The sequence below is a fragment of the Caulobacter sp. GW821-FHT10E02 genome (genome assembly GCF_059415225.1).
Genome location: NZ_JBWKMV010000001.1, coordinates 1116545 through 1128275 on the forward strand (window position 1 = coordinate 1116545; position 11731 = coordinate 1128275).

The window sequence follows — 11731 nt, forward strand, 5'->3', positions numbered from 1 at the left end:
CCGATGTCCCGTCCGCCCCTGCCGCCGTTCACCCGCGAAAGCGCCATCGAGAAGGTCCGCCTGGCCGAGGATGGCTGGAACAGCCGCGACGCCGCCAAGGTCGCCCTGGCCTATACGACCGACACCCGCTGGCGGAACCGCGCCGAGTTCCTGAACGGCCGCGACGAGGCCCAGGCGTTCCTGGAGCGCAAGTGGAACAAGGAGCTGGACTACCGGCTGATCAAGGAGCTGTGGGCGTTCGAGGGCAATCGCATCGCCGTGCGCTACGCCTACGAATACCACGACGACAGCGGCAACTGGTTCCGCGCCTATGGCAACGAGAACTGGGAGTTCGACGCCGACGGCCTGATGCGCAATCGCCACGCCAGCATCAACGAGCAGCCGATCGCCGAGGCCGACCGCAAGTTCCGCTGGCCGTTGGGCCGGCGTCCTGACGACCATCCGGGCCTGAGCGACTTCGGCTTCTAGGCCTTCATGAAGCGCGACAGCGCCTAGCGCTGCGTCTGCTTCTGGTCCTCGTGGATGTCGAGGAGCACCTTCATCAGCTCCTCGTCTTCACTGGACATCACGCCCAGCACGTCGGCCTCGTCGCAGCCTTCCGCGGCGAGGTAGGCGTGACCCATGCTGGAGTCGATATAGATCGACTGGCCTTCCTCCAGCACCACCGGATCGTAGAACTCGGTGTTCACGACGACCCGGCCCTTCAGCACGAAGATGAACTCCTCGCCCGCGTGGTGGACGAGGTCGCCGAACTGCTCGGCGCTTTTGGCGCGGATCTTGGTGATCACCGGGATCATCCGCTTCCCGCGCAGCTCGGTGCACAGATAGTAGTAGTCGTAGTTCGGGGTCTGGACGCGCACGGCGCGCTCGATATCGCCCAGGCTGCGACGAGCCATGACCGCCTGGGGCGGGCTCGACGTCTCTTCCGCGAACAGCTCCGACATCCGCATGCCCAGCCGTTGGCTGAGCTGCTGCAGCTTGTCGTAGGTCAGGGTCAGGCGATCGTGTTCGACCTTTGAGAGCGTCGAGACGGGGATGCCGCTCTTCTCGCTCATCTGCTTGAGGGTCCAGCCCTCACGGTCTCTCAGTCCACGAAGCAGGGTTCCGAGCGTGTGGACATTAGCAGGCACGCGCCATGGCTCCTCAAGGCGGTTGACGAATTTTCCAATCAGGATAGCAATTGTCCTGATCAGGATTGTTACACCCAATCTATCGGCTGGGCCGTACGGGGGCAATCCTAAGCCAGGGGAGGCAAGGGATGCGAACGTTCAAGGGGGCCGCGGTCGCGGTGTTCGCGCTGTTGGCGGGGCTGGGCGCCGCGCACGGCCAGACGAGACAGGAGACGGCGTCGCCGCCGGTCGCCAAGCTGGCGACCCCGGCTCCGGCCGCCGCGCCCGCGCTGCCGGCCTCGACCGCGCCGGGCCTGACCAAGGCCGATGTCGATCTCTGGCTGGACGGCTACATGCCCTACGCCCTGCGGACGGGCGACATCCCCGGCGCGGTGGTCACGGTGGTCAAGGACGGCCAGATCCTGACGACGCGCGGCTTCGGCTACGCCAATCTCGACAAGCGCACGCCGGTCGATCCCTACAAGACCCTGTTCCGCCCGGGCTCGATCTCCAAGCTGTTCACCTGGACGGCCGTGATGCAGCAGGTCGAGGCCGGCAAGATCGACCTCGATGCCGACATCAACCAGTACCTCGACTTCAAGATCCCGGCCTACCACGGCAAGCCGATCACCACGCGTCAGCTGATGACCCACACGGCCGGCTTCGAGGAAGTGGCCAAGGCGCTGATCTTCTACGACCAGCCCGAGCCGGTGCTGGGCGACTACCTCAAGAAGCACCTGCCGCACCGCATCTTCGACGCGGGGACCACGCCGGCCTATTCGAACTACGCCACGGCCCTGGCGGCCTACATCGTCGAGCGCGTGTCGGGCGAGAAGTTCAATGACTATCTCGACCGCCACGTGACGGGCCCGCTGAAGATGGCCAACACCACCTTCCGCCAGCCGCTGCCCGCCAATCTGAAGGGCACGGACTCGGTCGGCTATTCCAAGCCCGGCAAGCCTCCGAAGGGCTTCGAGATCGTCGGTCCGGCCCCGGCCGGCGCGGCCTCGTCGACCGGCGCGGACATGGGCCGGTTCATGATCGCCCACCTGCAGGGCGGCGAGCTGGACGGCGCGCGCATCCTGTCGGCCGAGACGGCGCATACGATGCACTACAGCCCGCTGGACAAGGTCGATCCCAAGTCGCTGATCCCGCCGCTGGACCGCATGGAGCTGGGCTTCTTCCAGACCTCGATCAACGGCCGCTACGTGATCGGCCACCTGGGCGACACCGAGGGCTTCCATTCCTCGCTGCACCTCTACATGGACGAGCATGTCGGCCTCTATCTGTCGGTTAACAGCGGCGGCCGTCAGGGCGCGGCGGGCACGCTGCGCACCGCCATCTTCCGTGACTTCTCCGACCGCTACCTGCCTTACGCCGGCCCGGCGGACGGCAAGATCGATCCCAAGGTCTCGGCCGAGCACGTCAAGGCCATGGCCGGTCCCTGGTGGGCCAGCCGCCGCGCCGACAGCAGCTTCCTGTCGCTGTTCTACGCCGTGGGCCAAGCCAAGATCGCTGTCGGTCCCAAGGGCGAGCTGGTCATCCCCAGCGTGCTGGGGCCAAACGGTCGTCCCAAAGAGTGGGTCGAGATCGCGCCCTATGTCTGGCGTGAAGTCGGCGGTCACGATCGCCTGGCCGCCCAAGTCGTCGATGGCAAGCCGGTCCGCTGGAGCTGGGACTTCGGCTCGCCGTTCATGGTCTTCGATCGTCCGCCGGCCGGCAAGGACATGGGCTGGGTGCTGCCGGCGATGATCGCCAGCATCGGCGTGCTGCTGCTGACCTTCCTCTACTGGCCGGTCGTGGCCCTGGTGCGCCGCCGCTACAAGACGGTCGTCGACATCTCGGGGAAGGCTCTGACGGCTTCGCGGGCTTCCCGCATCGGCGCCGGCCTGCTGCTGGCCCTGCTGGTCGGCTGGGTCGTGGGCATGAGCAAGCTGACCTCCAGCGCGGCGGCCCTGGCCGGCGCCATGGACGGGGTGATGATGCTCCTGCAGGGCCTGGGCTGGGTGGCCTTCCCGATCGCGGTGGTCACCGCCGGCTGGAACGCCTGGCTGACCTGGACCGACGGCCGTAGCTGGGCGCGCAAGCTGTGGAGCGTGCTGCTGCTGCTCTCCACGCTGCTGCTGTTCTACGTCGCCCTGGTCTTCCACCTGCTCGGCATGTCGGTGAGCTACTGATGGGCCGGCTGACCTTGGACATCGCCAGCGAGACCCTGCGGCTGGCGCAACCCTTCCGCATCGCCGGCCACGTCTTCGACACGTCCGACATCATCGTCGTGACGCTGTCGGAGGGCGGGCGGCGAGGGCGTGGCGAAGCGTCCGGGGTCTTCTTCCTGAAGGAGACCGTGGACGGCATGCGGGTCCAGCTCGAAGCCGTCCGCGAGGCCATCGAGGCCGGGCCGACGCGGGAGGCGCTGCGCTTCATCCTGCCGCCCGGCGGGGCCCGTAATGCCGTCGACTGCGCCCTGTGGGAGCTGGAGGCGGCGAGGACCGGCCTGCCGGTCTGGCGGCTGGCGGGGCTGGACGCGCCCCAGCCGCTGCGCACCACCTTCACCCTCGGCGCCGATACGCCGGAGGTCATGGCCAAGGGCGCGGCCGGCTACGTCCAGGCCAAGTCGATCAAGATCAAGCTGACGGGCGATCTGCCGCTGGACCAGGCGCGGGTGCGGGCCATCCGCGCGGCGCGGCCGGACGCCTGGCTGGGCGTCGACGGCAACCAGGGCTTCGTCCGCGCTGACCTGGACGCGCTGGTCGAGACCCTGGTCGAGGAACGGGTTTCGCTGCTGGAGCAGCCCCTGGCGCGTGGCCACGAGCACGAGCTGGACGGCTTCGATGCGCCGATCCCGCTCGCCGCCGACGAAAGCTGCGTGTCGTTGGCCGACGTGGCGACGATGCCGGGCCGCTTCCAGGTCATCAACATCAAGCTCGACAAGTGTGGCGGCCTCACCGAGGGCCTGCTGATGGCCGCCAAGGCGCGACGGCTGGGCCTGGGCGTCATGGTCGGCACCATGGTCGGCACCAGCCTCGCCACCGGGCCGGGCTTCGTGCTGGGCCAGGTCTGCGACCTCGTGGATCTCGACGGCCCGACCTTCCTGGCCCAGGACCGACCGCCCGGCGTCGTCTACAAGGACGGTACGGTCTGGGCCGGCGAGAGCGTCTGGGGCGCGCCCGCCGCATTGGTCGCCGCATGAGCGGGAAGCCGCTCGACGCCTCGCCGTGGTTCGGTCAGCCGCGCGGTCTGACCATCCTGTTCCTGACGAACATGTGGGAGCAGTTCTCCTACTTCGGCATGCGCGCTCTGCTGGTCTACTACATGACCAAGGAGCTGCTGATCGCCCAGGGGACCTCGTCCCTGATCTACGGGACCTATACGGCCTGCGCCTATTTCACGCCGATCGTCGGCGGGGTGATCGCCGACCGGCTGCTGGGCAAGCGGCGGGCGATCATCATCGGGGCCAGCGTCATGGCGCTGGGCCACTTCATGATGGGCTTCCCGAACCTGCTGTATGTCGCCCTGGCCACCATCGCCCTGGGCAATGGCCTGTTCCTGCCGACCCTGCCCAGCCAGATCAACGACCTCTATGCCGAGGGCGATCCCCGGCGCGGCTGGGCCTACAACGTCTACTATCTGGGCATCAATATCGGCGGCTTTCTCGCCCCGCTGCTGTGCGGGACGCTGGGCGAGCTGTTCGGCTGGCACGTTGGCTTCGCGCTGGCGGGCTTCGGCATGCTGGCGGGCCTGCTGATCTATCTGTGGGGCCAGCGCTATCTGCCGGCCGAGCAGAAGGTGACCAAGGAGACGCCGGCCCCCAAGGGGCGGATGGGCATGCCGACCGTGCTAGCCCTGGCGGGCGTGGCGCTATCGGTCACCGTCTTCCGCGGCGCCTACGAGCAGGCCGGCAACACCGTGGCCCTGTGGGCCGACGCCGGCGTCGACCGCGCGCTCGGATCCTGGACCGTGCCGATGACCTGGTTCCAGTCGCTGAACCCGCTGCTGGTCATGGCCATGACGCCGATGCTGCTGGCCGGCTGGAAGAAGCGCGCCGATGGCGGGAAAGACACTTCTCCGGCCCAGCGCATGGCGACTGGGGCCCTGATCGTGGCCGGAGCCTTCCTGCTGCTATGCGCGGTCGATGCGTTCAGCGGGGGCAGGGCGCACTGGCTGTGGCTGGTGGCGTTCTTCGGAATCTACACCTTCGGCGAGCTCTTCATCCTGCCGACGGGCCTGGGCCTGTTCGCGCGCCTGGCCCCGCCGGGGTTCGGCGCGACCACGGTGGCGGCCTGGTACCTGACCATCTTCGCCGGCAGCCTGAGCGCTGGCCTGGTCGGGACCTTGTGGAGCCGGATGAGCCACACGGCCTATTTCGCGCTGCTCGCGGGGCTGGCCGTGTTGGCGGCAATCCTCCTGCGTCTGATCGATCCTTGGGCGCGCAAGGCCGAGGCGGGCTGACCGCACGATTGGCGTTGACAATTCTCTGATTGGGATAACAGTGTCCTAATTAGGATTACATTTGCGTAATGGGTATGGCCGAGCACGGAAAAATCCGAGCGGCCTCAAGCGTGCTGCGGAAGGGGCGAGTCTCTCCCCAGGGGCCGCGAGCGCGCATCAACGAGGGGGAATGAAATGAAGCTCAATCGTGCAGCCCTGCTGATCTCCAGCGCCGTCGGCGCCTTGATGATGCAGGCCCCGGCCTTCGCGGCCGATGAAGCGCCCAAGCCTGCGTCCACCGTCGAGGAGATCGTCGTCACCGCCCAGAAGCGGGAACAGACCTTGATCGACATCCCGCAGGCGATCTCGGTGGTGTCGGGGGACACCCTGGAGACCCATCAGGCGTCCAACTTCAGCGACTACTTGAAGCTCGTTCCGGGCCTGCAGCTGGTCCAGAGCACGCCGGGCCAGGGTCGCTTGGTCATGCGCGGGGTCAACACCGGCGGCGTAGCCTCGACCGTGGCCGTTTACATGGACGAGACGCCGTTCGGTTCCAGCAGCGGCCTGGTCAACGGCGCGGTGCTGGCCGGCGACTTCGACACCTTCGACGTGTCCCGCATCGAGGTGCTGCGCGGTCCGCAAGGCACGCTGTATGGCGCCAGCTCGATGGGCGGCCTGCTGAAGTTCGTGACCAACACGCCCGACACCGGCGGCTACTTCGCCCGGGCGCGCGCGGGCGTTGAAGGCGTCAAGGGCGGCGACGCCTCGTACAACGCCAACGCCATGGTCAACATCCCGCTGGGCGAGACCGTGGCCTTCCGCGCCTCGGGCTCGTACCGCAAGGTCGGCGGCTTCGTGGACTCGATCGGCACCAGCGGTTCGGACGTCGAGGAGAACATCAACGACGCCAAGATCTATGGCGGTCGCGCCTCGCTGCTGTTCAAGCCGACCGAAGCCTTCGACCTGCGTCTGACGGCCGTGGTCCAGAACATCAAGGCCGACGCCCCGACCGTGGTCGAGAGCGATCCCAACACCCTGAAGACTCTGTATGGCAAGCCGACCCTGTCGCAGTACGTGCCGGCGTTCTCGGACGTCGACTACCGCGTCTACAACGCCGTGCTCAACTACGACCTGGGCTTCGGGACGCTGACCTCGTCCAGCAGCTACAGCAAGCTGAACCAGACCAAGCGCGACGACGCCTCGTTCAATCTCAGCGGCCTGATAAAGGCGGCGCTGGGCCCGGCCAACGACCTGTATCTGGGCCAGCTGACCAACAACCGGAAATATACCCAGGAAGTGCGCCTGGCCTCGAACGCGGGCGCCAAGTTCGACTGGATGGTCGGCGGCTACTTCACCGACGAGAAGGGCCTGATCTTCCAGGAATATGTCGCGGTCACGCCCGGCACCCTGAACAAGATCACCACCCTGCCGAAGCTGGCCGAGGTCAATCTGAGCTCGCGCTACAAGGAATATGCCGGCTTCGCCAACGCCACCGTGCACCTGACCGACAAGGTCGATATCGATCTGGGCGGCCGCTACAGCCACAACAAGCAGACCGCCGCCCAGACCGCCTCCGGCGTGCTGGCCGGCGGGACCCCGGTCAATACCGGCCTGAAGTCGTCGGACAACGTCTTCACCTATTCGATCGCGCCCAAGTACAAGCTGGATGACAACCGCGCGGTCTATGCCCGTGTCGCCAAGGGCTATCGTCCCGGCGGCCCGAACGTGATCCCGCCCAGCGCCCCCGCCGGCACCCCGGCCACCTTCGCGCCGGACAAGGTCACCAGCTACGAGGCCGGCTTCAAGGGCGAGAGCGCCGATCACCGCCTGACCCTGGACGTTGCGGCCTTCCATATCGACTGGAAGGGCATCCAGCTGCTGACCGTGGTCAACAACTTCGGCATCAACGCCAACGGCGCCGACGCCAAGAGCGACGGCGTCGAGTTCAACGCCACGGCGCGCCTGGAAGGCGGCCTGACCCTGTCGGCCAACGGCGCCTATACCGACGCCAAGCTGTCGGGCGACACCAGCGCCCTGGTCGGCGGCAAGAAGGGCGACCAACTGCCGTTCACGCCGAAGCTCAGCCTGGGCTTCAATGGCGACTACAGCTGGGCCGTGGGCGACAAGCAGGCCTATGTCGGCGCTTCGCTGCGCGTGCTGGGCAAGCAGAGCGGGGCCTTCGACGCGACCTATCGCGCCGCCCACAGCAGCCAACGCAAGGTGCCGTCCTACGAGGTGGTCGACCTGCGGGCCGGGATCGACTTCGGCAAGGTCGACCTGGAAATCTACGCCAAGAACGTGACCGACGCCGACGGCAAGACCTCGACCTCGACGATCTTGGCCAACGGCTCGCCGGTCTATCCGGGCGGGGCCATGGGCACGGGCGTGATCCGGCCGCGTACGATCGGCGTCAGCCTGACGGCCGGCTTCTGATCGCATGACCGCCATCGCCAGAGCTACGCGCAATGAGGCCAGTGAGGAGGTCGGCGGCTTGCCGTCGCCCTACCTGCTGTTCCTCGGCGACACGGTCGAGCCCGGCTACGCCAAGACCGCGTTCGGCCTGCGCGACTGGGTCGGCGAGCGCTGCGTCGGCGAGTTCGTCCTGCCCGGCTGCCGGGTCAGCACGGGCCTGCCGGCCCTGGCCCCCGCGCAAGCGGCGGCCGAGGGCGCGCGCGGCCTGGTGATCGGCGTCGCCAACGCCGGCGGGGTCATCCCGCCGGCCTGGGTCGCCGGCCTGGTCGAGGCGCTGGAGGCGGGGCTGGACATCGTCTCGGGCATGCACGCCAAGCTCGGCGATATCCCGGAGCTGAAGGCCGCCGCCGAACGGACCGGTCGCCGGCTGATCGACGTGCGGACCCCGCCGCTTGGCATTCCGGTCGGCTCGGGCAAGCCACGCTCGGGGCGGCGGATCCTGACCGTCGGCACCGACTGCGCCTTGGGCAAGAAGTACGCGGCCCTGGCCATCACCCGAGGTTTGCGGGGGAGGGGCGTCGATGTCGACTTCCGGGCCACCGGTCAGACCGGGATCATGATCGCCGGCGCCGGCATGCCGATCGACGCGGTGGTTTCCGACTTCATCGCTGGGGCGGCCGAGATGCTCAGCCCCGCCGCCGCCTCGAGCCATGTCGATGTGATCGAAGGGCAGGGGAGCTTGATGCATCCGGCCTACGGCGCGGTGTCGCTGGGTCTGCTGCAGGGCAGCCAACCCGACGTCTTCGTGGTCTGCCACGAGCCGGGCCGCACCGAGGTCCTCGGCCATCCAGGCCACGCGGTCCCGTCGATCGAGGCGGTGATCGAGGCGACGATCCTGATGGGCCGAGTGACCAGTCCGAACATCCGCTGCGCGGGGGTCAGCCTCAACACCGGCAAACTCTCGCCCGAGGCCGCCCAGGCCGAGATCGAGGCGGTGGCCCAGCGCCTGGGCCTGCCGGCCGCCGATCCGCTGCGCGGCGGGCCGGCCTTCGAGCGGTTGCTGGACGCCTGCCTCGCATGACGGCGAAGGGCTGGTTCCGCCGCTGGCTGCTGCCGGGCCTGGCGTTCAAGGCCGCCGTCATCGGCGGCGGCTACGCCACCGGCCGCGAGATCGCCGAGTTCTTCCTGCCTGCCGGGCCCTGGGGCGGTCTCGTTGGCCTGACCCTGGCGACGTTGATCTGGAGCGGCATGTGCGTCCTGACCTTCCTGTTCGCGCGAGCGACCGGGGCGCGGGACTATCGGAGTTTCTTCCAGGCCCTGCTGGGGCGCGGCTGGATCGCGTTCGAGCTGGCCTATGCTTTCTTCGTCATCATCGTGCTGGCCGTGTTCGGCGCGGCGGCGGGCGAGATCGGCCACGCGGTGTTCGGCGCGCCCAAGTGGGCGGGGATGCTGGCCCTGCTGCTGGGTGTCACGGGCTTTGTCGCCTTCGGCAGCAAGGTGGTCGAGCAGCTGTTCGTCTGGGTCTCGATCCTGCTCTATGGGGTCTACGCCCTGTTCTTGGTGCTGGCCCTGACCACCTTTGGCCATGACATCGCCGCCACGTTCTCGGTCCCCGTCCTGGTCGGGACGGACGCCTTTGTCGGCGGGACCACCTATGCCGGCTACAACATCATCGGGGCGGTGATCATCCTGCCGGTGACCCGCCACCTGCTCAGCGACCGCGACGCGGTGACCGCCGGCCTGATCGCCGGGCCGCTGGCCATGATCCCGGCCTTCGTCTTCTTCGTCTGCATGTGCGCCTATGCGCCGGAGGTCAGTGGCGCGGCCCTGCCGTCCGACGTGCTGCTAGCCAAGCTGAACCTGCCGATCTTCCGGATGCTGTTCCAGCTCATGGTCTTCGCGGCCCTGCTGGAGAGCGGGACCGGCGCGGTCCACGCCATCAACGAGCGCGTGGCCGGGGCCTTCCAGGCGCGGATGGGCCGGCCGTTCGGCGTCCGGGCCCGGGCCGGCTTCGCCCTGGCCTTGCTGGTCTTCTGCATGGTGTTGGCCGAGAAGGTCGGGCTGGTCGGCCTGATCGCCGGCGGCTACCGCTTGCTGGCCTATGCCCTGATCGCCCTCTACGTCGCGCCGCTGGCCACGATCGGCCTCATCCGTCTTTCCAAGCGTCCCGCCTTCCAGCCGGAGGTCCCATGATTAGCCTCGTCCTCGCCGCCGCGCTCGCATCGGGCGCGGTCGTCCAGCCGCCCAAAGGCTTCGACGCCCATGTCGAGGCGCTGCGTCAGAAGGTGGGCGCGCCGGGCCTGTCGATCGCCATCGTCGACGAGGGCCAGACCGTACTGGCCAAGGGCTATGGCGTGCGCAAGCTGGGCGACCCGGCCAAGGTCGACGCCGACACCCTGTTCATGACCGGCTCGACCGGCAAGGCCTTCACCACGGCGGCCCTGGCCACTCTGGTAGACGCCGGCAAGCTCGCCTGGGACGACAAGGTCGCCGACCGCCTGCCGGGCTTCCAGATGTACGATCCGTGGGTCACCCGAGAGCTGACCGTGCGCGACCTGCTTGTCCACCGCAGCGGCTTAGGCTTGGGGCAGGGCGACCTGCTGTTCGTGCCGCGCAGCAACATCCCGCGCGCCGAGGCCGTGCGCCGCCTGCGCTATCTGAAGCCCGCCACCAGCTTCCGCAGCGGCTATGCCTACGACAACGTCCTCTACATGGTCGCCGGCCAGCTGATCGAGGCGGTCACCGGCCAGACCTGGGAGGCCTACACCCGCGACCACGTGCTGGTCCCGGCCGGCATGACGGCGTCCACCACCGACGAGCGTCGCTTCGACAACGCCAACCGCGCCCAGCCGCACGCCCGCATGAACGGCGGCCTGAGGGGGGCGGGCGACCAGGAGGTCCTCGACGAGCGCGACGAACTGGCCCGCAGCGCCGCGCCGGCCGGCGGCATGGCCGTCAGCGCCAACGACATGGCCAAGTGGCTGAAGCTGCAACTGGCCCACGGCGCCCTGCCGGACGGCCAGCGGCTGTTCAGCGAGGCCCAGTCCAAGGCCATGTGGCAGCCGACCGTGATCGAGCCGATCGATCGCGTCCCGCCCGGCATGGAGGTCACCAAGCCCAACTTCCAGGCCTATGCGCTGGGCTGGCAGATCCAGGACTACCGCGGGACCCAGATCGTCTGGCACAGCGGCGCGGTGCTGGGCTTCAAGACCGTGGTGGTGCTGATCCCCGACCGCAATGTCGGCTTCTCGATCGAGCTGAACAGCGAGGACGGCGAGCTGCCGCGCGGCCTGATGCTGGAACTGCTGGACCACTACCTTGGCCTCAAGCCCGAGCCGTGGGGCGAGCGCTACATCGCCTACAAGAAGCAGCTGATCGCCGGGGCGCTGAAGACCCTGGGCGGCGTGCAGGCCAAGCCCGCTGGTGTCGGACCCTCGCTGCCGGTGGCCAAGTACGCCGGGACCTATGCCGACCCCTGGTACGGCGACATCGCGGTGACGCAGGGCGAGGGCGGCCTGCGCATCGACTTCAAGTCCACGCCCCGCATGACCGGCAAGCTGGAGCACTGGCAGTACGACACCTTCGTCACCCGCTTCGACGACAAGACCCTGGAGCCGGCCTATGTCACCTTCGGGCTCAACGCCGACGGCGGCGTGGAGCGGGTGACCATGAAGGCCGCGTCGCCGATCGCCGATTTCAGCTGGGACTATCACGACCTGCTGTTCACGCCGAAAGCCGGCATTCAATAGGATTTCTCAAATCGGGCATAAATTCTCTGATTG

9 protein-coding genes are annotated in these 11731 nt (G+C 68.1%); 8 read left to right on the plus strand and 1 reads right to left on the minus strand.

The genetic code is table 11. The annotated features are described in order from the left end of the window. Positions 1-3: 3 nt before the first annotated feature. Positions 4-468, plus strand: a complete 465-nt coding sequence (locus AC07NI_RS04920) for a nuclear transport factor 2 family protein (RefSeq protein ID WP_494616591.1) — start codon at positions 4-6, stop codon at positions 466-468. A 23-nt stretch (positions 469-491) separates the two neighbouring features. On the opposite strand, the gene AC07NI_RS04925 is transcribed toward AC07NI_RS04920, so the two are convergent. Next, entirely contained in the window at positions 492-1130 is a 639-nt protein-coding gene (locus AC07NI_RS04925) for a helix-turn-helix domain-containing protein (RefSeq protein WP_494616593.1), read from the minus strand. A gap of 128 nt (positions 1131-1258) precedes the next feature. Between AC07NI_RS04925 and AC07NI_RS04930 the strand changes: the two genes are divergently transcribed. The 7 genes from AC07NI_RS04930 (at position 1259) to AC07NI_RS04960 (ending at position 11698) form a co-directional block, all read left to right on the plus strand. Further along, the gene (locus AC07NI_RS04930; RefSeq protein ID WP_494616594.1) at positions 1259-3286 is read left to right on the plus strand and encodes a serine hydrolase domain-containing protein; all 2028 of its coding nucleotides are present in this window, start codon (positions 1259-1261) and stop codon (positions 3284-3286) included. Next, complete coding sequence (locus AC07NI_RS04935) at positions 3286-4299, plus strand: dipeptide epimerase (RefSeq protein ID WP_494616595.1); 1014 nt, start codon at positions 3286-3288, stop codon at positions 4297-4299. The genes AC07NI_RS04930 and AC07NI_RS04935 overlap by 1 nt, the downstream gene beginning before the upstream one ends. Then, positions 4296-5558 (plus strand): peptide MFS transporter, encoded by a 1263-nt coding sequence (locus AC07NI_RS04940; RefSeq protein WP_494616596.1) that lies wholly within the window; start codon positions 4296-4298, stop codon positions 5556-5558. Before AC07NI_RS04935 ends, AC07NI_RS04940 begins: the two co-directional genes overlap by 4 nt. A gap of 174 nt (positions 5559-5732) precedes the next feature. Next, entirely contained in the window at positions 5733-7970 is a 2238-nt protein-coding gene (locus tag AC07NI_RS04945; protein WP_494616597.1) for a TonB-dependent receptor, read from the plus strand. A gap of 4 nt (positions 7971-7974) precedes the next feature. After that, on the plus strand, positions 7975-9030 hold the full coding sequence (locus tag AC07NI_RS04950; protein WP_494616598.1) for an N-acetyltransferase DgcN family protein: 1056 nt from the start codon (positions 7975-7977) through the stop codon (positions 9028-9030). Beyond that, positions 9027-10142: a YkvI family membrane protein gene (locus AC07NI_RS04955; RefSeq protein ID WP_494616599.1), complete on the plus strand. Its 1116-nt coding sequence runs from the start codon at positions 9027-9029 to the stop codon at positions 10140-10142. The genes AC07NI_RS04950 and AC07NI_RS04955 overlap by 4 nt, the downstream gene beginning before the upstream one ends. Then, complete coding sequence (locus tag AC07NI_RS04960) at positions 10139-11698, plus strand: serine hydrolase (protein ID WP_494616600.1); 1560 nt, start codon at positions 10139-10141, stop codon at positions 11696-11698. Before AC07NI_RS04955 ends, AC07NI_RS04960 begins: the two co-directional genes overlap by 4 nt. The last annotated feature ends 33 nt before the right edge of the window (positions 11699-11731 follow it).

Bases quoted from the DNA above. Each gene is read 5' to 3' on its own strand.
- AC07NI_RS04920 (WP_494616591.1), top strand. From the start codon at position 4: ATGTCCCGTCCGCCCCTGCCGCCGTTCACCCGCGAAAGCGCCATCGAG.
- AC07NI_RS04930 (WP_494616594.1), top strand. From the start codon at position 1,259: ATGCGAACGTTCAAGGGGGCCGCGGTCGCGGTGTTCGCGCTGTTGGCG.
- AC07NI_RS04935 (WP_494616595.1), top strand. From the start codon at position 3,286: ATGGGCCGGCTGACCTTGGACATCGCCAGCGAGACCCTGCGGCTGGCG.
- AC07NI_RS04940 (WP_494616596.1), top strand. From the start codon at position 4,296: ATGAGCGGGAAGCCGCTCGACGCCTCGCCGTGGTTCGGTCAGCCGCGC.
- AC07NI_RS04945 (WP_494616597.1), top strand. From the start codon at position 5,733: ATGAAGCTCAATCGTGCAGCCCTGCTGATCTCCAGCGCCGTCGGCGCC.
- AC07NI_RS04950 (WP_494616598.1), top strand. From the start codon at position 7,975: ATGACCGCCATCGCCAGAGCTACGCGCAATGAGGCCAGTGAGGAGGTC.
- AC07NI_RS04955 (WP_494616599.1), top strand. From the start codon at position 9,027: ATGACGGCGAAGGGCTGGTTCCGCCGCTGGCTGCTGCCGGGCCTGGCG.
- AC07NI_RS04960 (WP_494616600.1), top strand. From the start codon at position 10,139: ATGATTAGCCTCGTCCTCGCCGCCGCGCTCGCATCGGGCGCGGTCGTC.